Here is a 20,917-nt window from a genome sequence, read left to right as displayed (position 1 = left end):
CCTCCCCTGGGGGCCGATGGGCAGAATGGCGGGACGGCGGGCACTGCTCGCCGTCCCCGTCCTGGCCGCCGTGACGTTCGGTGTCTTCGCCGTCGCCGCCGCCTCCCCCTTCGACCCGGTCAAGGCGTACGCGGGCACCGCCGGCCTCACCGCCTCGCAGGAGAACCTCGACCAGCTGCGGGCCAACCTCGGCGTCGACCAGCCGCTCGTCGCCCGCTGGTGGAACTGGCTGACCGCCGCGCTCGGCGGCGACCTCGGCGACTCCGCCGTGATGCGCCAGCCGGTCGCCGACGTCATCGGCGAACGCCTGGGCTGGTCCGTACTGCTCGCCGCGACCGCCTTCGCCGTCGCCGTCGTCCTCGGCACGGGCCTCGGCGTGCTCGCGGCACGCAGGCCCGGCCGCCTGCTCGACCGGTGCGTCGGCTCCGCCGCGTACACCCTCGAAGCCGCCCCGGCCTTCTGGCTCGGACTGCTCGCCATCTGGCTCTTCGCCCTGGAACTCGACGTGCTCCCGGCCGGCGGCCTCACCGACGCGGCCAGCGACACCGTCACCCCCGGTCAGGTCGCCACCCACTTGGTGCTCCCCGCGGCCGTGCTCGGGATCTCCCAGCTGCCCTGGTTCTTCCTCTACGTGCGCCAGGGCGTCGCGGACGCGCTCGACGAGGACCCGGTGCGCGGCGCCCGCGCCCGCGGACTGCGCGAACGCACCGTACTGCTCGGCCACGCACTGCGCTCCGGAATGCTGCCCATGCTCACCCTCATCGGCTCCCGCGTCCCCGAACTCATCACCGGCGCCCTGCTCGTCGAGACGGTCTTCAGCTGGCCCGGCATCGCCGCCGCCACCGTGCAGGCAGCCACCTCCGTCGACTTCCCGCTGCTCGCCGCGCTCACGGTGCTCGCCACCCTGGCCGTCGTGCTCGGCAACCTGCTCTCCGATCTGCTGTACGCGATCGCCGACCCGAGGGTGGGCTTCGATGGCTGACATCGCTCAGGGATCCACCCGCCGGACCACTCGCCGCGTCCGGGTGGCCGCCTCCGCCGGGATCGTCGGCGCGGTACTGCTCGCGGTCCTGCTGGTGCCGCCACTGGTCCAGCTCGACCAACAGGCCGTCGACCTCGCCGCCAGACTCCGGCCACCGTCCTGGGAGCACCCGTTCGGCACCGACGACGTCGGGCGCGATCTGCTGCTGCGCTGCGTCTACGGGCTCCGTGTCTCGCTGCTCGTCGGCATCGTCGCCGGGCTCACCGCGACCGTCATCGGGACCGCGGTCGGCGCCCTGGCCGCGGCGTTCGGCGGCTGGACCGACCGCGTCGTCATGCGGTTCGTGGACACCTTCTCGTCCGTGCCCCATCTGCTGCTCGGCATCTTCATCGTCGCGATGTTCCGGCCCGGCGTCGGGCCGGTGATCGTGTCCGTCGCCCTCACCCACTGGCTGTCGACCGCGCGGATCGTCCGCGCCGAGGTGCTGTCGCTGCGCTCCCGCCCGTTCATCGACGCGGCGGTCTCCGGTGGCGCCTCGCGCGGCCGGGTCGTCGTGCGGCACCTGCTGCCCGCCGTGCTGCCGCAGGCCGGCCTCGCCGCGGTGCTCATGGTGCCGCACGCCATGTGGCACGAGTCCGCGCTCTCCTTCCTGGGGCTCGGACTGCCCACCCACCAGGCGAGCCTGGGCAACCTCGTACAGACGGCCAGGGGCTCGCTGCTCGCGGGGGACTGGTGGCCGACGCTCTTCCCCGGCCTGTTCCTGATCGTCCCGACCCTCGCGCTGGCCGGACTCGCCGGAGCCTGGCGGGAACGGATCAACCCGCGCCGCCGATCGGAGCTGATGCTGTGAGTACCGCCCCCGGCCCGAAGCCGCCGGTGAGTCCCGCTTCCGAAACGAAGCCGCCGGTCGATGGCGGCTCCGGCCCGAAGCCGCCGGTCGGCGCAGGCTCCGGTCCGAAGCCGCCGGTGCTCTCCGTGCGCGGGCTCTCCGTGCGATTCCGGATGCGCGGCGGGCGCCACATCGCCGCGGTCAGCGACGCGCGCTTCGACCTCGCCGCGGGGGAGTGCCTGGCCCTGGTCGGCGAGAGCGGCTGCGGCAAATCCGTACTGGCCTCGGCGCTGCTGGGACTGCTCCCCGGCAATGCGCGCACCTCGGGCTCGGCGCTCCTCGGCGACGGCACCGAACTCCTCACCGCCGGTGAACGGACCCTCGCCCGCACGGTACGGGGCCGCCGCATCGGACTCGTACCGCAGAGCCCCGCCGCACACCTCACCCCGGTCCGCACCGTCCGCGCCCAACTGGAGGAGACCCTGCGCGAGCTGACCGGCACCCGCGGGTCCGCCGTGCGTCCGGCAGCCGAACGGGCCGCCGCCCGCGCCGCGTTCCCGGCCGGACACCTGGACCGGTATCCGCACGAACTCTCCGGCGGCCTCGCCCAGCGGGCCGCGACCGCGCTCGCCCTGATCGGCGACGCGCCCCTGCTCCTGGCCGACGAGCCCACCACCGGACTCGACCGCGACCTCGTCGAACGGACCGTCGACGAACTGCGCCGCCACACCGACGGGGACCGGGCGCTGCTGCTCATCACCCACGACCTCGCGGCGGCCGAGCGGATCGCCGACCGGGTCGCCGTGATGTACGCGGGCCGCATCGTCGAACTCGCCGTCGCCGAGCGGTTCTTCGGGGAGCCGGGACCGCGCCACCCGTATGCGCGCGGTCTCCTGGACGCCCTGCCGGAGCGCGCCTTTGCACCGATCCCCGGCATGCCGCCGGAGCTCGGGGCACTCCCCGAGGGCTGCGCGTTCGCGGCCCGCTGCGGCCGCGCCGACGACCGGTGCGCCGTACTGCCCCCGTTCGACGGCCGTCTCGCCTGCCACCACGAGGTGCGGGCGGACGGGGAGGAGCCGGTCCGTGCTTGAACTCATCCGCGTCACCGCCGGATACGACCCCCGCGATCCCGTCGTACGCGAGGCGTCGCTGAGCATCGCGCCGGGGGAGTCGGTCGGACTGCTGGGGCCGAGCGGCTGCGGCAAGTCCACCCTGGCCAGGGTCGCCGCGCTGCTGCACCGCCCGTACGCGGGCACGGTCGTGCTCGACGGCGAACCGGTACGCGGCTGGCGGCACGCCGCCCCGCGTGCGCAGCGCACCGCCGTCGGCGTCGTCTTCCAGCAGCCCCGGCTCTCCGCCGACCCCCGGCTCACCCTGCGCGAACTCATCGCCCAGCCGCTGCGGTCCACCGGTCGCCGCGCGCAGGTGCCGGACCGGGTGGCCGCGCTGGCACCCGCCGTCGGGCTCACGGCCGAACTGCTCGGCCGGCGCCCGCACGAGGTCAGCGACGGCCAGTTGCAGCGCGCCTGTCTGGCGAGGGCACTGGTCCTGCGGCCACGATGGCTGATCTGCGACGAGATGACCGCGATGCTCGACGCCTCGACGACCGCCGCACTGGTCGAGGTGGTGGAGACCTACCGGCGGGAGTCCGGGGCCGGACTGCTGGCCGTGAGCCACGACCGGGTGCTCCTGGAACGCTGGTGCGACCGCACGGCCGGCTGGCGGTCGGTGTGCGGGACGGACGGCACGGCGCAGGAGTCCATGAGCCCGGCCCCGTAAGTCCATGCCCCGACACCTGACTCGCCGTCACTCTTGTGGATGAGTCCATGACAAGCGAGTGACACTCGTCCGGTGAAGGAGCAGGGACATGCAACGAGCACGCGCCACCCGGCCACCAACAAGTGCCTCGACGCCTACGGCGGCGGCAGCGCCAACGGCACCCCGCTCGGCATCCACACCTGCACCGGCGCCGCGAACCAGCGCTGGACGCTCCCGGCCTGATCAAGAAAACGGCAGTCGACGGGCGGACGACGACCGGGGCAACTCTTGTGCGGGCCCTGCCCGTCGAGGTGGTCACCGCCGCATACTCGGTCGCGTCCGCCCGTCCGGTCCACCGCTCTCTCCCGGGAGAATCCATGGCGTCCCCGACCCGCCGAACCGTCGTCACCACCGCACTCGCCACCGCGGCCGCAGGCGCGTTCCTGCCCACCCGGACGGCCGCCGCCCTCGACACCGCCGCCCCGTCCCCGGCCGCGCGGCACCACCGCACCCGCGCCCTGCGCAGGGCCCACGCGCACAACGACTACCTGCACCCGCGCCCCCTGCACGACGCGCTCGCGCACGGCTTCACCAGCGTCGAGGCCGACATATTCCTGGTGGACGGGGAGCTGCTCGTCGCCCACGAGGCCACCGACCTCGACCCCTCCCGCACCCTCGCGTCGCTCTACCTCGACCCCCTGCTCGCCAGGGTCCGGGCCAACCACGGCACGGTCCACCCCGGCTACCGCGACCCCGTGCAGCTGCTGATCGACATCAAGACCGACGGGGCCGCCGCCTACCTCGAACTCGACCGGCAGCTCCGGCACTACCGGCGGATGCTGACGTCGTACCACCACGGCCGGGTACGGCCTGGCGCGATCACCCCCGTGATCTCGGGCGACCGCGCCGCCCGCGTCCCGATGGAGGCGCAGCGCACCCGGTACGCCTTCTACGACGGCCGGCCCGAGGACCTCGGCACCGCGGCCGGCGCCTCGTTCATTCCGCTCATCAGCAGCAGCTGGACCGACGACTTCAGCTGGCTCGGCGCGGGCCCCTTCCCCGCGGCCGAGCGGGACAAACTGCGCGCGCTCGTCGCCGCTGCCCATCGTGGCGGTCGGCGGATCCGCTTCTGGGCCACCCCCGACACACCGGGCCCGGAGCGGGAAGCGCTCTGGGCGGAGCTGCTGGCCGCCGGGGTCGACCACCTCAACACCGATGACCTGGCGGGACTTGAGCGCTTCCTGCGCACCCACGACCGGTAGGGCCGGACCGGGACCGCACGCCCCCGCGGCCGGCCGGACGTGACGCCCCGAGCGTGACAGCCAGTCAATACCCGGATGGCGGACACGCCGGTCGTCCGGATGGCTCCTCCGCTGCGCCACACTGGCCGCCGAATGCCGCATTCCGGCGCGGCGGAGGAGGTTGGCCATGGCCATTTCGATCTCACTGGTGCTGCTTCTGCTCATCCTCGCGGTGATCTTTCTCCGCAACGGAGGGCTGAAGATCTCGCATGCGCTGGTCTGCGCCATGCTCGGGTTCTTCCTCGCGGGTACGAGCATGGCGCCGACCATCCAGGACGGCCTGGCGGCCACGGCCGACGTCGTCAGCAGCCTCAAGCCCTGAGGCCGCCGGACACCGTGTGACGCGCCGCCGCTCCGGCTACCGGACCGGCGGCGCAGCCGTGCTCCGCCGCACCACGAGCCGCGTGGGCACGAGCGTGGTGCCGCGCTCCGTCCCGCTCTGGCGGACCTGCCGCAGAACCCCCTCCACGCAGCGGCGCCCCACCTCGGCGAAGTCCTGGTGGACGGTGGTCAGCGGCGGCAGGAACGAACCGGACTCCGGAATGTCGTCGAAACCGATGACGGACACATCCTGCGGCACCCTGCGGCCGCTCTCCTGAAGTGCCCTCAACAGACCCAGCGCCATCTGGTCGTTGGCGGCGAACACGGCCGTGCAGTCGTCCTGTGCGGCGAGGTGGAGACCGGCGCGATAGCCCGAATCGGCGGACCAGTCGCCACGTACGAGCGGGGGCGTCCGGCGTTCCTCGTCGGCGAGGGCGGCGCGCCAGGCATCGGCCCTGCGCTGGGCGGCGTACGACTCCTCGGGGCCCGCGAGATGCCACACCGTACGGTGCCCGAGGCCGAGGAGATGGCGCACGGCGTCACGGGTGCCGCCCGCCTGGTCGGTGTCGACCACGGTGTGACGGTCCCCGGCGTCCGAGTCCGCCACCACGACCTTGACGTGCGGCGGCAGGGACAGTCGGGCCGTGTCCAGGAGGTGGACCTCCATGATGACGATGACCGCGTCCACGGCGAGCTCGCCCAGCCGGGAGAAGGCGCCGCGCACCTCGTCCTGCGTGGGCACGGCGACCGGCAGCAGTGTGACGGCGTACCCCTCCTGCGCGGCCGACGTGGCGATGGCTTCGAGGGTGCGGACGTTCCCGGTGCTGGAGAGCGAGAAGGTGATGACGCCGATGGTGCGGAACTCGCCGCGCTTGAGGGCGCGGGCGGCGCTGTTGGGCCGGTAGCCGAGCTCCTTCATGGCGGCGAGCACCTGCTGCCTGGTCTCCTCGTTCACGCCGGGGAAACCGTTCGAGACGCGGGAGACGGTCTGCGAGGAGACGCCCGCGACCCGGGCCACATCGGCCATGGACACGCTCTGCTTCCGGCGGGCCGCCCGGGGCGTGGTCCCCGTCCCGGCTCCTGGAGCGCCCTGCGCCGGGGTGCTGTCCGCTGCTTCCACCGTCTCCCTCTCCAACTGCCGTCGTCCGGAACGACTCTTGACCGCCGCCCTGGGGCAGTGTAGACATTCCGCCATCAGATGTTTACGTAAACATAACACCCCAGGGCTCTTCCGGGGCTGCGATGTTTACGCAAACATCGGGCCAGTGCACGGCGCCCGGCGCCGGTGTCGAGACGGATGAGCGAGGAACGACATGACGACGCTTCACCCGCCGGCGGCCGCCCGGCGGCGCCCGGCCCGGCCGCCGACCCGGCGCAGCCGCCGGTCCTGGACCGGCTGGGGCTTCATCGGCCCCTTCGCCCTGGTCTTCGCCCTGGTCTTCCTGGCCCCCCTCGCGTACTCCGTCTACCTCAGCCTCTTCCGCGACCAGCTCATCGGCGGCACCCACTTCGTGGGGCTGGACAACTACCAGCAGGCCCTGCAGGACGCCCGGTTCTGGGACGGGGTGGTGCGGGTCGGACTCTTCCTCCTCGTCCAGGTGCCGATCATGCTGGGGATCGCGCTGCTGGTAGCGCTCGCCCTGGACAGCGGCCGGCTGTACGGGAAGGACTTCTTCCGGATCTCGGTGTTCCTGCCGTACGCGGTGCCCGCCGTCGTCGCCTCACTGATGTGGGGCTTCATGTACGGCACCCGGTTCGGGCTGGTCGGCGACATCAACGAGGCGTTCGGCGTGAACCTGCCCGACCCGCTCTCCTCCGGCCTGGTCCTCGCCTCGATCGGCAACATCGTCACCTGGGAGTTCGTCGGCTACAACATGCTGATCCTCTACTCCGCGCTGCGCGTCGTCCCGCACTCGCTCTACGAGGCCGCCGAGATCGACGGCGCCGGCCAGTGGCGCGTGATATCGGCGATCAAACTCCCGGCCATCCGAGGCGCCCTTGTCATCGCCACGATCTTCTCGGTCATCGGCAGCTTCCAGCTCTTCAACGAGCCGGCCATCCTCCAGAAGCTGGCACCGAACGCGATCACCACCGACTACACCCCGAACTACTACACGTTCTCGCTGTCCTTCTCCGGCCAGCAGCACAACTACTCCGCGACGGTCGCCATCGTCATGGGCGTGATCACCATGGTCGTCGCCTACGTCGTCCAGCTGCGCGGCATGCGCAAGGGAGCGTGAGCCCGATGACGGGACCGAGCACCACCACCGCCACCCGGCCCACGACACCGCCGGGGACCAGCGTCCCGCGGCTGCGCACCCCGGGCCGCCGTCACAACCCCGCCCGCCCCAAACGCAGTGTGCTGCTGACGGTGCTCACCGCCGTCGTGCTGCTCTACAGCCTCGTGCCGCTGCTCTGGCTGCTGATCAGCGCCACCAAGACGCAGAACGGCCTCGCCCATTCCTTCGGCCTGTGGTTCGACGCGGACTTCGCCCTGTGGGACAACATCACCTCCACACTCACCTACCAGGACGGCGTCTTCGTCCGCTGGCTCCTCAACACCCTGCTCTACGTGGTCGTGGGCGCGGGCGGTGCGACCCTCCTCGCGGTCCTCGGCGGGTACGCGCTCGCCAAGTTCGACTTCCCGGGAAAGCGGGGCGTGTTCGCGGTCGTCATCGGCGCGGTCGCCGTGCCCGGCACGGCCCTCGCCGTCCCGACCTTTCTGATGTTCAGCAAGATGGGCCTGACCGACACCCCGTGGGCGGTCGTCGTCCCGTCGCTGATCTCACCGTTCGGCCTGTACCTGATGTGGGTGTTCGCCACCGAGGCGATCCCCACCGAACTGATGGAGGCCGCCCGCATCGACGGCGCGAGCGAGCTGCGCACCTTCTTCCGGGTGGCCCTGCCGCTGCTCGCACCGGGCACCGTCACCGTCCTGCTCTTCACCACGGTCGCGACCTGGAACAACTACTTCCTGCCGCTGATCATGCTGAAGGACCCCGACTGGTACCCGCTGACCCTCGGCCTCGACAGCTGGAACAAACAGGCGTCCACGGCGGGCGGCGAGGCCGTCTTCAACCTGGTCATCACCGGTTCGCTGCTCACCATCGTGCCGCTGATCGCCGCCTTCCTGCTGCTCCAGAAGTACTGGCAGTCCGGACTCGCCGCCGGAAGCGTCAAGGAGTAGAGCCCGCTCCGGAGCTGCTGCCGACAACCACGAAGGCCCCCGGGCAACCACGAAGAACCCTCCGGGCAACCACGAAGAACGCCCCCCGAACAACCACGACGAAGTGGAAACACAGCCATGCCCAAGAACACTCGCCGCATCGTGCGCGGCATCGGTCTCGTCTGCGCCCTGGCCCTCGGTGTCACCGCCTGCGGTGGCTCCGACGACGAAGGATCGAACCGGAAGCCGGTCTCCCGGGCCGACGTCCGGGCCGCGCTGAAGAAGGGCGGCACCGTGACCGTGTGGGCCTGGGAGCCCACGCTGAAGCAGGTCGCCGCCGACTTCGAGAAGAAGTACCCCGGGGTCCACATCGAGCTGGTCAACGCCGGCACCAACAACGACCAGTACAAGGCCCTCCAGAACGCCATCTCCGCGAAGAAGGGCGTCCCCGACGTCGCGCAGATCGAGTACTACGCGCTCGGCCAGTACGCCCTGACCAAGTCCGTCACCGACCTGAAGCCCTACGGCGCGGACAGGCTCGCCGACTCCTACTCGCCGGGCCCCTGGAACTCCGTGAAGTCCGGCGACGGCGTCTACGGACTGCCCATGGACTCCGGCCCGATGGCGCTCTTCTACAACAAGAAGGTCTTCGACAAGTACGGGATCGCCGTGCCGACCACATGGGACGAGTACGTAGAGTCCGCCCGCAAGCTCCACAAGGCGAACCCGAAGGCGTACATCACCAGCGACCTCGGCGACGCGGGCCTCACCACCAGCCTGCTGTGGCAGGCCGGCTCGCACCCGTACAAGGTCGACGGCACCGAGGTCGGCATCGACTTCACCGACGCGGGCGCCAACAAGTACACCGGGACCTGGCAGAAGCTCATCGACGAGAAGCTCGTCGCGCCCGTCGCGGGCTGGAGCGACGACTGGTACAAGGGCCTCGGCGACGGCACCATCGCCACCCTGCCCACCGGCGCCTGGATGCCCGCCAACTTCGCCTCCGGAGTGAAGGACGCCGCCGGTGACTGGCGCGCCGCCCCGATGCCGCAGTGGACGAAGGGCGCGAACACCGGCGCCGAGAACGGCGGCAGCTCCCTCGCCCTGCCCACGCTCGGCGAGGACAAGGAACTCGCCTACGCCTTCGTCGAGTACGCCAACTCCGGCGCCGGCGTGCAGACCCGCATCAAGAACGGCGCGTTCCCCGCCACCACCGCCGACCTGGACTCCGACGCGTTCCAGAACACCACGTTCCCCTACTTCGGCGGCCAGAAGGCCAACAAGATCTTCGCCGAGGCCGCCCGGAACGTCCCCACCGACTGGAAATACCTGCCCTACCAGGTGTACGCCAACTCGATCTTCAACGACACCGTCGGCAAGGCCTACATCTCCGGCACCCACCTGTCGCAGGGCCTGAAGACATGGCAGGACGCCTCGGTCAAGTACGGGACGGAGCAGGGCTTCACCGTCCAGAAGTGACCACGCGCCCGCCCGCCGCACCCGTTCCACCGGAAGGACCCGCATGACCTCCCCCCTCCCGCCCCGATTCCCGTACGCACCGGGCAGCGACGGCACTCCACGCCTCGTGTACGGCGCCGACTACAACCCCGAGCAGTGGCCGCGCGAGGTGTGGGAGGAGGACGTCCGGCTGATGCGCGAGGCCGGCGTGAACACGGTCTCCGTGGGCATCTTCTCCTGGGCCCGCCTCCAGCCCGACGAGAACACCTGGGACTTCGGGTGGCTCGACGAACTCATGGAGCTGCTGCACTCGGGCGGCATCGGCGTCGACCTGGCCACCGCCACCGCCTCCCCGCCACCCTGGCTCACCACCGCGCACCCGGAGATCCTGCCGGTGACCGCGTCCGGTGAGACGGTGTGGCCGGGGGCGCGGCAGCACTGGCGCCCCACCTCGCCCGTCTTCCGGACCCACGCACTGCGCCTGGTCCGGGAGCTGGCGACGCGCTACGCGAACCATCCGGCCCTGGTCGCCTGGCACATCAACAACGAACTGGGCTGCCACAACGTCTACGACTACTCCGACGACGCGGCCCGCGCCTTCCGCACCTGGCTGCGCCGCCGCTACACCACCCTCGACGCGCTCAACCACGCCTGGGGCACCGCCTTCTGGTCCCAGCGCTACAGCGACTGGGCGCAGGTCCTGCCGCCGCGGCTCGCGGCCTCGCACCCCAACCCCACCCAGCAGCTGGACTTCAAGCGGTTCTCGTCCGACGCGCTCAAGGAGCATCTGCGCGCCGAGCGCGACGTGCTGCGCGAGATCACCCCGGACACCCCCGTCACCAGCAACTTCATGGTGATGGGCGGCACGAAGGGCATGAACTACGCCGACTGGGCGGCCGAGGTCGACTTCGTCTCCAACGATCACTACACACAGCCCGGACCGCAGGACCGCGACGAGCTTTCGTTCTCCGCCAGCCTCACCAGCGCGATCGCCGGCCACCGGCCCTGGTTCCTCATGGAACACTCCACCAGCGCCGTCAACTGGCAGCCCGTCAACCTGGCCAAGAAGCCGGGCGAGCTGGTCCGCGACTCGCTGCTGCACCTCGCGCACGGCGCCGACGCCGTCTGCTTCTTCCAGTGGCGCCAGTCGGCGGCCGGGGCCGAGAAGTACCACTCCGCGATGGTCCCGCACGCCGGCCCCGACAGCGAGGTGTTCCGCGCGGTCACCGCTCTCGGGCGGACGCTGGAGACACTGGCCCCCGTCGCGGGCGCCGCGCGCGAGCCCGCCCGGGTCGGCATCCTCTTCGACTGGGACTCGTGGTGGGCGAGCGAACAGGACTCGCACCCCACCGCCCGTCTCGACTACCGCCAGGAGGCGCTGGACTGGTACTCCGCGCTCCTCGCCCTCGGCGTACGGGCCGATGTCATCACACCGGCCACCGGCCTCGATGCGTACGACCTGCTGATCGCGCCCGTCCTGCACATGGTCCCGGCGGCCCTCGCCAAGGAGCTCACGCGCTACGCCGAGACTGGCGGTCACCTCGTCACCACGTACTTCTCCGGCGTCGTCGACGAGAACGACCACGTCTGGCTCGGCGGCTACCCGGGCGCCCTGCGCGATCTGCTGGGCATCCGCATCGAGGAGTTCGGCCCGCTGCTCGACGGCGACACGGTCGGGCTGGACAACGCAGCCACCGGCAGTCTGTGGACCGACCGGATCACCGTCGACGGACCGGACGTGGAGGTCCTCGCCCGCTACCGCACCGGTACGTACGCGAACCGGCCGGCCGTCACCCGCCGTCCGTCGGGCCGGGGCTCGGCGACGTACGTCTCCACCCGCCTCGGCACCGACGGGCTGACCGCGCTGCTGCCGGAACTCCTCGGCCGGGCAGGGGTGGCGAGTGAACTGCCCGAGTCCGCGCGGGGCCACGTCGAGACGGTCGTCCGACGCGACGCCGAGAACCGCTATCTGTTCCTGGTCAACCGGACCGAAGAGCCGGTGCCGCTGCCCGGCCTCACCGGGGACCTCCTCGCGGGCGGCGCCGGACAGGGCGCCGGGACGGAACTCGTCCTGCCGCCGCGGGGCGTGGCGGTGCTGCGAAGCCCCGTCACCTCCTGACCGCTCCGCCCTGCCGTTCCTCCGTACGGCCCGCACACGGGACGACCCGGCCGCCCCACTCGGGCGTCGGTCAACGGTGGAGGGGCACGGGCCCGGGCGCTCGGGCCCGCCCCTCAACTCGCCTTCGCCCACGCGTATCGGTGCTCGGGACGGCCCGTGTCGCCGTACTTGAGGCTCAGGCTGATGCGGCCCGCGCCCTGAAGGTACTTGAGGTAGCGCTGGGCGGTGGAGCGGCTGAGGCCGGCCCGGGCGGCGACCTCGTGCGCGGACAGCGGGCCCTCGGCTGCCGACAGGACATGGCGGATGACATCCGCGGTGGGCGCCGAGTGCCCCTTGGGCAGCCCGGCCGCGGAGCCGGACTCCGTGGTGCGCAGGGCGCCGAAGATCTGGTCGACCTGCTCCTGCCCGGCCTCGCCCCGGCCGCCGCCCACACCTTCGAGGGTCCGGCGCAGGGCCGCGTAGCTCTCCAGCTTGGACCGCAGACCGCTGAAGCTGAACGGCTTGACCAGGTACTGGAGTGCGCCGTACCGCATCGCGGTGCGCACGGTCGCCACGTCGCGGGCCGCGGTCACCATGATCACATCGGCCGGATGGCCGAGCTGGCGCAGCCGGCGCACCAGCGTCAGCCCCGTCTCGTCCGGCAGATAGTGATCGAGCAGCACCAGATCGACATGGTCGCGCTCCAGGAACGACAGCGCCTGAGCGGCGGTGTGCGCACGGGAGATGACCCGGAAGCCGGGGACCTTGGCCACGTACGCGGCATTGATCTCGGCAACCCGGAAATCGTCGTCCACCACCAGGACATCGATCATCGCGACTCTCCCACTTCTGTCAGCGGCCGGACGGTGAGGGCCTCGGGCAGGACCACGGTGAAGACCGCGCCGCCGCCGGCCCGGGCCGTGACGCGGGCCGCGCCACCGTAGCGCTCGGCCAGCCGGCGCACCAGCGCCAGGCCCAGGCCGCGTCCGCGGTGGGCGGGGGACTCCTTGGTGGACCAGCCCTCGGTGAAGATCCGCTCACGCATCCCGGGAGGCACCCCCGGACCGTTGTCGCTGACCCGCAGCACCGCCGTACCGCCCTCGGCCAGCAGCTCGACCTCGATGATCGTGGCGACGTCCAGCGCGTTGTCGATCAGATTGCCCAGCACGGTCACCAGATCGCGCGGGTCCACCACCACGTCCGGCAGCCGGGTGCCCGGCGAGATGCGCAGGGACGCGCCCCGCTCCGCCGCGATGGCCGACTTGCCCACCAGCAACGCGGACAGCAAGGGGTCGCTGACCCGCTCCGCGACCTGTTCCGCCGAGGCCCGGTGACCGCTGGTCACCTCCTCGACGAACTCCACCGCCGCATCGTGTCTGCCCAGCTCCAGCAGCCCCAGCAGGGTGTGCAGCCGGTTGGCGTGCTCGTGGTCCTGGGCACGCAGCGCGTCCAACAGGCCGTGTGTGGAGTCCAGTTCACGGCCCAGGAGCTCCAGCTCGGTGCGGTCGCGCAGGGTGACCACCGCCCCGCCGTCGCCGGTGGGCATGCGGTTGGCGATCAGCACCCGGCCCCGGCAGACGGTGATCAGGTTCGCGCCGTCGACCCGCCCCGTCAGCACCTGTGCCGTACGTCCCGGTGGCAGCACCTCGCCCAGCGCGCGTCCGACCGCGTCCTGGTCCAGATCGAGCAGCCGCTGCGCCTCGTCGTTGAGCAGCCGGATCCGGCCCCGCGCGTCCAGCGCGAGCACCGCCTCACGGATGCTGTGCAGCATGGCCTCGCGCTCGTCCAGCAACGCGGAGATGTCGGCGAAGGCGAGCCCGTGCGTGCCGCGCTGGAGCCGCCGCGAGAGGGCCAGGGCGGCCAGCACCCCGACGGCGAGCGCCGCTCCGGAGTACAGCAGCAGACCCGGGATCGCGCCCAGCAGCCGGTCGTGGACGCTGTCGTAGGCGATGCCCACCGACACGGCGCCCACGATGTCCTGCCGCCGGTCGCGGAGCGGGACCTTCGCACGCGCCGACCGGCCCAGGGTTCCGTCGTCGATCTGCATGATCTCCCGGCCGCCCAGCGCCGTGCTGGGGTCGGTCGAGACATGCCTGCCGATCTGCGCGGTGTCGGTGTGCGACCAGCGCACCCCGCGGGTGTCCATCACGACGATGTACAACGCCCCGGTGGCCCGCCGGATCCGCTCCGCCTCGGCCTGCACCGGTCCGCCGGGGCTGGGGTCGGTGCTCCTGAGATCCCGGACCAGACCGGGTTCGGCGGCGGTGGTCTGGGCGATGGACAGTGCCTGGTGCATCGCCTGGTTGTCGAGCTGATGGCTGAGCGGGGCGAGGAAGAGCCCCGTGACGAGCATGATCACGCCAGTGGTGATGACCACCTGGGTGAGGAGGACCTGGGCGAAGACACGGCGCGGCCAGTGAATGCGCATGTACTCGCCCTCTGCCTTCCGCCTGCCAGGAACACGATGCTCCGTTTCGTCCTCGTGTGAACGCAACGTAAACGTCGCGCTCGCCGATGACCAGTCCTCGTGGCGCATTCGTTGCCGGGGCCGTGAGCAGAACGGGCAGAACCCCGGGATATGAGCAGAACCCCGAGTTGTGGGCGCAAGGGTGCCCGCGTCGTCGGGGCGCCTCTAGCGTCCCGCTCCATGAAAAGCGAAACGAGCCCCGCCATCGAACTGCGGGGGGCGAGCAAAGCGTTCCGGACCCCGTCGGGGGCGCTCCACACCGCCGTACGGGATCTGGACCTCACCATCGGGCGCGGCGAGTTCGTCGCCGTGGTGGGCCCCACCGGATGCGGCAAGTCGACCACGCTGACTCTGGTCAGCGGTCTGGAGGAGCCCACCGAGGGCGAGGTGCTGGTGGCCGGCGAGCCGGTGCGCGGCATCGGCGACAAGGTCGGCTTCGTCTTCCAGCAGGACGCCGTCTTCCCCTGGCGGACCGTGCTGTCCAACGTGATGGCGGGCCCCCGCTTCCGCGGCGTGCCCAGGCCCGAGGCGAAGGAGCGGGCCCGGGAGTGGCTCGCCAGGGTCGGCCTCTCCTCCTTCGAGGACCGCTACCCCCATCAGCTGTCGGGCGGTCAGCGCAAGCGCGTCGCGCTCGCGGCCACCTTCGTCAACGACCCCGAGATCCTGCTCATGGACGAGCCGTTCTCCGCGCTCGACGTGCAGACCAGGGCCCTGATGTCGGACGAACTGCTGGAGCTGTGGGCCGGCACCGGCGCCTCCGTCGTCTTCGTCACCCATGACCTGGAGGAGTCCATCGCGCTGGCCGACAAGGTCGTGGTCATGACCGCGGGACCGGCCACGGTCAAGGAGGTCTTCGAGATCGACCTGCCCCGCCCCCGCAAGGTCGAGCAGGTGCGGCTGGAGCCCCGGTTCGTCGAGATCTACCGGGAGATCTGGTCCTCGCTCGGCGAAGAGGTCCGCATCACCCGCGAGAGGGGTGCCCTCGATGTCGCCTGAAACCATCACCGCGAGCGCCGCCGTGACGAGGACCGAGCGGACCCGGGCCCGGGCCAGGGCCGCCAGGAACCGCAAGTACCTGGTGACCGCGAGCCGGATCGCGGTGCTCCTCGCGGTCGTCGGGCTGTGGGAATGGCTGGCCCGTACGGCGGTCATCGACCCGTTCAACTTCTCCATGCCGTCCAGGATCTGGGACCAGATCCGCACCTGGGCCGTCGACGGAACCGCCCAGGGCTCCCTCTGGGAGCAGATCTGGTACACGCTCTACGAAGCGCTGCTCGGCTGGGTCATCGGTGTGATCGCCGGTGTGCTGCTCGGGATCGCGCTGGGCCGTGTCCGGTTCGCCGCCGATGTGCTCGGCCCGTACATCAAGGTGCTCAACGCGCTGCCCCGGATCGTGCTCGCCCCGATCTTCCTCATCTGGTTCGGACTCGGCCCGGCGTCGAAGGTCGCCTCCGCGGTCGTCCTCGTCTTCTTCCCCGTCTTCTTCAACGCCTTCCAGGGCGCACGGGAGGTCGACCGCAATCTTGTCGCCAACTCCCGCATCCTGGGCGCCGGCAACCGCCAGGTGACCCTCCAGGTGGTGATCCCCTCCGCCACCTCGTGGATCTTCACCAGTCTCCATGTGAGCTTCGGATTCGCACTCATCGGCGCGATCGTCGGTGAGTACATCGGGGCCACCAAGGGGCTGGGCCTGCTGGTCGCCGCGTCCCAGGGCACGTTCAACGCCGCCGGTGTCTACGCCGCGATGGTCATCCTCGCGATCGTCGCGCTGCTGGCCGAGGGCCTGCTGACCTTCCTGGAGAAGCGGCTCTTCCGCTGGAAGCCTGCCGACGCCGACACCGCCCGCTGACAGCTCGTCACCATCCCTGCTCCGATCGTTTTTTCACAAGGACGTGAATCAGATGCGTACATCCACCCGGATCCCGGCCGTCGCCCTCGCCGGCGTACTCGCCCTGACCGGCCTGACCGCCTGCGGTGGCGGCGACCCGGCCTCCGGTGGCAAGGGCGACAAGGTCAAGATCATGGTCGGTGGTCTCGACAAGGTGATCTACCTGCCGGCGATGCTGACCGAACGGCTCGGCTACTTCGAGGCAGAAGGTGTGTCGGTCCAGCTCCTCACCGAACCCGCGGGCGTCCAGGCCGAGACGGCTCTGGTCTCCGGCGACGTCCAGGGCACGGTCGGCTTCTACGACCACACCCTCGACCTCCAGGTGAAGGGCAAGCAGGTCGAGTCGGTCGTCCAGTTCTCCCAGGCCCCCGGCGAGGTCGAGATCGTCTCCGACAAGGCGGCGGGAGAGGTCCGTTCGGCGAAGGACTTCAAGGGCAAGAAGCTCGGCGTCACGGGCATCGGCTCCTCGACCGACTTCCTGACGAAGTACCTCGCCGTGAGCAACGGCGTGAAGACCAGCGAGTTCACCCCCGTGGCCGTCGGAGCGGGACAGACGTTCATCTCCGCCCTCCAGCAGGGCTCCATCGAGGGCGGCATGACCACCGATCCCACGGTCGCCACCATCCTGGACAAGAAGCTCGGCAGGATCCTCGTCGACATGCGGACCCCCGAGGGCTCCAAGCAGGCGCTCGGCGGCCTCTACCCGTCGTCCAGCCTCTACATGCAGACCGAGTGGGTCAACAGCCACAAGGAGACCGTCCAGAAGCTGGCCAACGCCTTCGTCAGGACGCTGAAGTGGATGTCCACGCACAGCGCCGACGAGATCGCCGCGAAGATGCCCGCCGACTACGCCCAGGGCGGCGGCAAGGCCCTCTACGCGCAGGCGATCAAGAGCACACTGCCCATGTTCACCGAGGACGGCGTCATGCCCGCAGACGGACCCGCCACCGTCGAGCGGGTCCTGAAGGCCTTCAACCCGAACCTGAAGAACGCCGAGGTGGACCTCGCCAAGACGTACACCACGGAGTTCGTCGAGAAGGCGAACTGACCGCAGGTGTCCCCGGCGCCCGGACGGTGCGGCTCCCGGAGCCGCGCCGCCCGGGCGCGCCGCCTACTGCTTCCAGTTCGGCGGCTGGGCCGGGTCGAGGGTCCGCCACTGCGCGAGGACCTCGGGGTCCTGCGCGTCGAGCCAGTCGGTCAGTTCGCGGAAGGACACACAGCGGACCTCCTTGCGGGGGCAGACCTCCCGCATCGTGTCCTCGGCGGCGTCCATGTATATCCCGCCGTTCCAGTCCTCGAAGTGGTTGCCGATGAACAGCGGTGCACGGCTGCCGTGGAACACCCGGTCGAAGCCCGCGACGTACGCGTCCCGTGCTTCCTTGCGCCACGTCTCGTACTTCGCGGGGTCGCCCTCGGTGCTGCCCTCGGACTGGTTGTAGAGGAAGTTGAAGTCCATGGACAGCACCTGGAAGTCCTTGCCGGGGAACGGCAGCATCTGCAACGGCAGGTCCCAGACACCGTTCTTCTTGGACGGCCAGACCTGGAAGTCGCCCGGTGAGCTCGCGTCGTAGCGCCAGCCGAACGGCTTGGACGCCGGGAGCAGGGTCTTCTGGCCCTCCAGGCAGGGGGCTCGCCCGCCGACGACCTCACGGGTGGGGTCGAAGGGGAGCGGGTCGAGGTCCTTGAAACCGGTGTTCGTCTTCCAGTTCTGCACGAAGGAGTAGAACTGCCCGATCTCGCTGATCCACTCGTCCTTGCTCCAGTCCCCACCGCCCTTCTTCTCGCAGAAGTGGCCGTTGAAGTGCGACCCGATCTCGTTGCCCTCCCGCCAGGCGTCGCCGAGCTGCTCCAGCGTCATCCGGATGTGCTCGCGCGTCGGGTACGAGATGGCGGCGGAGCCGGCCTTGTGCTGCGGCGGGTGGTAGAGGTCCCGCTTCTCCTTCGGGAGCAGATAGATGCCGGTGAGGAAGAACGTCATGTGCGCGTTGCTCTCCTTCGCCGCACGGCGGAACCGCGAGAAGAGGTGGTCGTCGCCCTCCAGCGCGCCGTCCCACGAGAACACCACGAACTGCGGCGGCCGCTCGCCCGGCTTGAGCCGCTCGGCCTTGAGCTGGGAGGGCTGCGGACCGGTGTACGACGTGGAGCCGTCGCCCAGGATCTTGACCTTTCCGTCCCACTCCTCATCGGCGTTCTTGCCGCCCTCGCGGTGCTCCCGGGCGGTGGGTGTGGGCGCGGCGACGGTTCTTGTGCCCTGCTGCGGGGTCCGGTCGTCCGAGGCGTCGTCGGACACCAGCGGGACGAGCGCGGCAGCGGAACCCGACACCACGAGACATGCCGCGAGCCCCAGGACGATACGGGGCGTGAGGCGGGCCCGTATTCGGCGGGCGGTGGACTTCACTCTGTTATCCGTCACTTCGTCGTGGCTTCCGTGTATGTGTTCCAGATCTGGGCCGGGAGCTTGCCGTCGTCCTTCCGGCCACCGGCCAGTCCCTTGAGCGGCAGCGGCGCGAGACTCTTCGTCAGGTCCATGCGGTAGAGGACGACGGCGGTGGACGCGGCCGGTCCGTATCCGACGTACCAGCGCGCGGTGTCGTCCTCGGTGGTTCCGGTCTTGGTGGCGACCGGCGCGATCCCGTCGCCGGGCCGGGTGAGCGACCTGGTGACCGCGTCGGCGACGTCGGACCGTACAGCGCGCCTGGGCCGCGGCAGGTCGAGCCGGACCGGTTCGCCGTTGCGGGTGACCTTGCCGACCGAGTACGGATCCGTGTGCACCCCGTGGGCGGCGAACGTGCCGTACGCGTCTGCCATCCGGATGGCGCTGGGGGTGGAGTTGCCCATCGCGAACGCCGGGACGGGCGGGCCGAAGCTGGAGGGGAGCAGCCCCGACGCCTCGGCCGTGCCGCGGACCAGCTTCAGCCCCGCGTCCATGCCGAGCTGGAGGAAGGGGGAGTTCACGGACTTCGCCATGGCGTCGTGCAGGCTGATCCGGCCGAAGGACTTGTCACCGTCGTTGTTGCCCTTGACCATCTTCCCGCTGCGGTCCCAGTAGGGGCCTTCGGGTGTGATGACGGGTATGTCGTCGTCGCCGTCGTACTCGGTCGCCGGTGTGACGGTGGAGCGTGGGCCGTTGCGTTCGTGCGTCACGCCGTGCTGGAGCCCGGCGGCGTAGACGAAGGGGGTGAACGCCGAACCGGCCGGGACGGTGCCCGCGTTGGATTCGTTGAAGGCCTGCTTCTCGAAGTCCGGTCCGCCGTACACCGCGAGGATCCGGCCGTCCGGGGCGACGGTCGACGCGCCGAAGCGGACGAAGCGGTCGGCCTTGCGCTGCCGGGGATCGAGGGCCTTGCGCGCATCGCGGACGGACCGGGTGAGGGCGGTCATCCGCGGCTTCTCGAACGTCGTGTAGATCTGGTAGCCGCCGAGGTCGAAGCGTGCGTCGGAGATGTGGCCGGCCCGCTTGGCGTACGACTCGGCGAGCTGTACGAGATAGCCGTCCTGCCCGCCCGCGCTGTTGGGCCGGTGCGGGGGCTTCGGCTCGGGGAAGGTGGTGTACGTGGCCCGTTCGGCCGGGCTCAGCCTGCCGATCTCGACCATGCGGTCCAGCGTCCACTTCCACCGCTCGACGGCCCGTTCACGGTTGCGGGGATTGACTGCCGGGTCGTACAGCGAGGCCCCCTTGAGCAGGGAGGCGAGGAAGGCGCCCTCGCTGGCGTTGAGCTGGGTGACCTCCTTGCCGTAGTAGGCCTGCGAGGCGCGCTGGAGACCGTAGGTGCCCCGGCCGAACCAGCTGGTGTTCAGGTACTCCTGGAGGATCTTGTCCTTGCTCAGCCGGCGGTCCAGCTTGACCGCCAGCAGCATCTCGGTGAACTTCCGCGAGAAGGACTGGTCCTGCGACAGATAGACGTTCTTCACGTACTGCTGGGTGATGGTCGACCCGCCCTGGGTGTCCCCGTCGCCGACCGTGCGCCACAGCGCGCGGGTGATTCCTTGTGTCGATATGCCGTGGTCGGAGTAGAAGTCGGCGTTCTCCGCCGCCAGTACGGCCCATCGGACATGGTCGGGGATCTTCGACAGCGGCATCTCCTGGCGGCTCACCCAGCCGGTCCGGGCCATCGGCGTGCCGTCGGCCCAGTAGAAGACGGTGTCCTGCTGGGTGGCGAAGGCGTTGAGGTCCTCGGGTATGTCCGTACGGGCGTAGGCGACCCCCACCACGGTCGCCAGTGCCGCGGTGAACATCAGCACCGAGCCCAGGGCCAGTCGCCACGAGGGCACCCATCTTCGCCAGCCGCGCCGGCCCGCGCGTGGGTAGTCCGGTCTGCGCGGCCTGCGGGTGAGTGGGCGCTTCTTCGTCTGCTTCCGGCGCCCCGTCCCCGGGACCAGCACCGCTCGTGCGGCCAGCGCCGCCCTGCTGAATCTGTTGTGCTGTGTCATTCCGTCCAGCCATGACAGGCCGGGCCGGCCGCAGACCGCGACCGCGCCCGTGCAGTGGTCATTGAACGTCCGCCGCCACACGCCGGCACATCGACGCCAACAGATCAAAGGCCAAAGCATGACCGAGAGTTCTGTCGCGAAGTCACGTAAAGATAACAGGCCCTCGGGAGAGGTCGTGCAGGTCGCGCCCTTCGGAGTCGCGGCCCGGCGACGAACCG

The 20,917-nt window shown here is 70.7% G+C and carries 19 protein-coding genes; 14 read left to right on the top strand and 5 right to left on the bottom strand.

The annotated features are described in order from the left end of the window. The first annotated feature begins 16 nt into the window (after positions 1-16). The 7 genes from ABZ622_RS30040 to ABZ622_RS30010 all read left to right on the top strand — a co-directional run bounded on the left by ABZ622_RS30040 (position 17) and on the right by ABZ622_RS30010 (position 5,192). On the top strand, positions 17-982 hold the full coding sequence (locus tag ABZ622_RS30040) for an ABC transporter permease (protein WP_266920641.1): 966 nt from the start codon (positions 17-19) through the stop codon (positions 980-982). Continuing rightward, on the top strand, positions 975-1,832 hold the full coding sequence (locus ABZ622_RS30035; protein ID WP_360548457.1) for an ABC transporter permease: 858 nt from the start codon (positions 975-977) through the stop codon (positions 1,830-1,832). The genes ABZ622_RS30040 and ABZ622_RS30035 overlap by 8 nt, the downstream gene beginning before the upstream one ends. Positions 1,833-1,984: 152 nt before the next feature. Further along, a complete protein-coding gene (locus tag ABZ622_RS30030; RefSeq protein ID WP_360548475.1) occupies positions 1,985-2,902 on the top strand; it encodes an ABC transporter ATP-binding protein in 918 nt (305 codons plus the stop codon). Then, positions 2,895-3,590, top strand: coding sequence for an ATP-binding cassette domain-containing protein (locus tag ABZ622_RS30025; RefSeq protein WP_360548455.1), 696 nt, complete (start codon positions 2,895-2,897; stop codon positions 3,588-3,590). The genes ABZ622_RS30030 and ABZ622_RS30025 overlap by 8 nt, the downstream gene beginning before the upstream one ends. A gap of 72 nt (positions 3,591-3,662) precedes the next feature. Then, on the top strand, positions 3,663-3,812 hold the full coding sequence (locus ABZ622_RS30020; protein ID WP_360548453.1) for an RICIN domain-containing protein: 150 nt from the start codon (positions 3,663-3,665) through the stop codon (positions 3,810-3,812). Positions 3,813-3,946: 134 nt separating this feature from the next. Continuing rightward, positions 3,947-4,831, top strand: coding sequence for a phosphatidylinositol-specific phospholipase C/glycerophosphodiester phosphodiesterase family protein (locus tag ABZ622_RS30015; protein ID WP_360548451.1), 885 nt, complete (start codon positions 3,947-3,949; stop codon positions 4,829-4,831). Positions 4,832-4,997: 166 nt separating this feature from the next. Next, on the top strand, positions 4,998-5,192 hold the full coding sequence (locus tag ABZ622_RS30010; protein WP_124720290.1) for a hypothetical protein: 195 nt from the start codon (positions 4,998-5,000) through the stop codon (positions 5,190-5,192). A 36-nt stretch (positions 5,193-5,228) separates the two neighbouring features. On the opposite strand, the gene ABZ622_RS30005 is transcribed toward ABZ622_RS30010, so the two are convergent. Then, positions 5,229-6,218: a LacI family DNA-binding transcriptional regulator gene (locus tag ABZ622_RS30005; protein WP_360548473.1), complete on the bottom strand. Its 990-nt coding sequence runs from the start codon at positions 6,216-6,218 to the stop codon at positions 5,229-5,231. A 286-nt stretch (positions 6,219-6,504) separates the two neighbouring features. Here ABZ622_RS30005 and ABZ622_RS30000 point away from each other — a divergent pair, with 286 nt between their 5' ends. The 4 genes from ABZ622_RS30000 (at position 6,505) to ABZ622_RS29985 (ending at position 11,934) form a co-directional block, all read left to right on the top strand. Further along, positions 6,505-7,431 (top strand): sugar ABC transporter permease, encoded by a 927-nt coding sequence (locus ABZ622_RS30000; RefSeq protein WP_360548448.1) that lies wholly within the window; start codon positions 6,505-6,507, stop codon positions 7,429-7,431. Positions 7,432-7,436: 5 nt separating this feature from the next. Next, complete coding sequence (locus tag ABZ622_RS29995; RefSeq protein ID WP_360548446.1) at positions 7,437-8,378, top strand: carbohydrate ABC transporter permease; 942 nt, start codon at positions 7,437-7,439, stop codon at positions 8,376-8,378. 117 nt (positions 8,379-8,495) lie between these two features. Beyond that, on the top strand, positions 8,496-9,836 hold the full coding sequence (locus ABZ622_RS29990; protein WP_360548444.1) for a sugar ABC transporter substrate-binding protein: 1,341 nt from the start codon (positions 8,496-8,498) through the stop codon (positions 9,834-9,836). Positions 9,837-9,879: 43 nt separating this feature from the next. Then, entirely contained in the window at positions 9,880-11,934 is a 2,055-nt protein-coding gene (locus tag ABZ622_RS29985) for a beta-galactosidase (protein ID WP_360548442.1), read from the top strand. Between the two features lie 113 nt (positions 11,935-12,047). Here the strand turns inward: ABZ622_RS29985 and ABZ622_RS29980 are convergent, their stop codons facing one another. Together ABZ622_RS29980 and ABZ622_RS29975 are read right to left on the bottom strand one after the other, a co-directional pair. Further along, positions 12,048-12,746, bottom strand: a complete 699-nt coding sequence (locus ABZ622_RS29980) for a response regulator (protein WP_360548440.1) — start codon at positions 12,744-12,746, stop codon at positions 12,048-12,050. Continuing rightward, complete coding sequence (locus tag ABZ622_RS29975; RefSeq protein ID WP_360548438.1) at positions 12,743-14,341, bottom strand: sensor histidine kinase; 1,599 nt, start codon at positions 14,339-14,341, stop codon at positions 12,743-12,745. The genes ABZ622_RS29980 and ABZ622_RS29975 overlap by 4 nt, the downstream gene beginning before the upstream one ends. Positions 14,342-14,560: 219 nt before the next feature. Between ABZ622_RS29975 and ABZ622_RS29970 the strand changes: the two genes are divergently transcribed. From ABZ622_RS29970 to ABZ622_RS29960, 3 genes are read left to right on the top strand one after another with little or no spacing between them, the layout of a single operon-like run. Beyond that, positions 14,561-15,376: an ABC transporter ATP-binding protein gene (locus tag ABZ622_RS29970; RefSeq protein ID WP_360548436.1), complete on the top strand. Its 816-nt coding sequence runs from the start codon at positions 14,561-14,563 to the stop codon at positions 15,374-15,376. Continuing rightward, positions 15,366-16,229 (top strand): ABC transporter permease, encoded by an 864-nt coding sequence (locus ABZ622_RS29965; protein WP_360548434.1) that lies wholly within the window; start codon positions 15,366-15,368, stop codon positions 16,227-16,229. The genes ABZ622_RS29970 and ABZ622_RS29965 overlap by 11 nt, the downstream gene beginning before the upstream one ends. A gap of 52 nt (positions 16,230-16,281) precedes the next feature. Then, positions 16,282-17,316: an ABC transporter substrate-binding protein gene (locus ABZ622_RS29960; RefSeq protein ID WP_360548432.1), complete on the top strand. Its 1,035-nt coding sequence runs from the start codon at positions 16,282-16,284 to the stop codon at positions 17,314-17,316. Positions 17,317-17,379: 63 nt separating this feature from the next. On the opposite strand, the gene ABZ622_RS29955 is transcribed toward ABZ622_RS29960, so the two are convergent. Both ABZ622_RS29955 and ABZ622_RS29950 read right to left on the bottom strand, forming a co-directional pair. Then, on the bottom strand, positions 17,380-18,681 hold the full coding sequence (locus ABZ622_RS29955) for a hypothetical protein (RefSeq protein WP_360548430.1): 1,302 nt from the start codon (positions 18,679-18,681) through the stop codon (positions 17,380-17,382). Continuing rightward, a complete protein-coding gene (locus ABZ622_RS29950) occupies positions 18,678-20,699 on the bottom strand; it encodes a transglycosylase domain-containing protein (protein ID WP_360548428.1) in 2,022 nt (673 codons plus the stop codon). The genes ABZ622_RS29955 and ABZ622_RS29950 overlap by 4 nt, the downstream gene beginning before the upstream one ends. Positions 20,700-20,917 lie beyond the last annotated feature (218 nt).

Origin of the sequence: Streptomyces sp. NPDC007164, from assembly GCF_040634135.1 — a bacterium.
GTDB lineage: Bacteria > Actinomycetota > Actinomycetes > Streptomycetales > Streptomycetaceae > Streptomyces > Streptomyces sanglieri.
This window is presented reverse-complemented; position numbering and strand designations above follow the sequence as displayed.

What these genes read in the sequence shown, in the direction of transcription:
- ABZ622_RS30040 (WP_266920641.1), top strand. Translation starts at nt 17, where the DNA reads ATGGGCAGAATGGCGGGACGGCGGGCACTGCTCGCCGTCCCCGTCCTG.
- ABZ622_RS30035 (WP_360548457.1), top strand. Translation starts at nt 975, where the DNA reads ATGGCTGACATCGCTCAGGGATCCACCCGCCGGACCACTCGCCGCGTC.
- ABZ622_RS30030 (WP_360548475.1), top strand. Translation starts at nt 1,985, where the DNA reads ATGCGCGGCGGGCGCCACATCGCCGCGGTCAGCGACGCGCGCTTCGAC.
- ABZ622_RS30015 (WP_360548451.1), top strand. Translation starts at nt 3,947, where the DNA reads ATGGCGTCCCCGACCCGCCGAACCGTCGTCACCACCGCACTCGCCACC.
- ABZ622_RS30010 (WP_124720290.1), top strand. Translation starts at nt 4,998, where the DNA reads ATGGCCATTTCGATCTCACTGGTGCTGCTTCTGCTCATCCTCGCGGTG.
- ABZ622_RS30005 (WP_360548473.1), bottom strand. Translation starts at nt 6,218, where the DNA reads ATGGCCGATGTGGCCCGGGTCGCGGGCGTCTCCTCGCAGACCGTCTCC.
- ABZ622_RS30000 (WP_360548448.1), top strand. Translation starts at nt 6,505, where the DNA reads ATGACGACGCTTCACCCGCCGGCGGCCGCCCGGCGGCGCCCGGCCCGG.
- ABZ622_RS29995 (WP_360548446.1), top strand. Translation starts at nt 7,437, where the DNA reads ATGACGGGACCGAGCACCACCACCGCCACCCGGCCCACGACACCGCCG.
- ABZ622_RS29990 (WP_360548444.1), top strand. Translation starts at nt 8,496, where the DNA reads ATGCCCAAGAACACTCGCCGCATCGTGCGCGGCATCGGTCTCGTCTGC.
- ABZ622_RS29985 (WP_360548442.1), top strand. Translation starts at nt 9,880, where the DNA reads ATGACCTCCCCCCTCCCGCCCCGATTCCCGTACGCACCGGGCAGCGAC.
- ABZ622_RS29980 (WP_360548440.1), bottom strand. Translation starts at nt 12,746, where the DNA reads ATGATCGATGTCCTGGTGGTGGACGACGATTTCCGGGTTGCCGAGATC.
- ABZ622_RS29975 (WP_360548438.1), bottom strand. Translation starts at nt 14,341, where the DNA reads ATGCGCATTCACTGGCCGCGCCGTGTCTTCGCCCAGGTCCTCCTCACC.
- ABZ622_RS29970 (WP_360548436.1), top strand. Translation starts at nt 14,561, where the DNA reads ATGAAAAGCGAAACGAGCCCCGCCATCGAACTGCGGGGGGCGAGCAAA.
- ABZ622_RS29965 (WP_360548434.1), top strand. Translation starts at nt 15,366, where the DNA reads ATGTCGCCTGAAACCATCACCGCGAGCGCCGCCGTGACGAGGACCGAG.
- ABZ622_RS29960 (WP_360548432.1), top strand. Translation starts at nt 16,282, where the DNA reads ATGCGTACATCCACCCGGATCCCGGCCGTCGCCCTCGCCGGCGTACTC.
- ABZ622_RS29950 (WP_360548428.1), bottom strand. Translation starts at nt 20,699, where the DNA reads ATGACACAGCACAACAGATTCAGCAGGGCGGCGCTGGCCGCACGAGCG.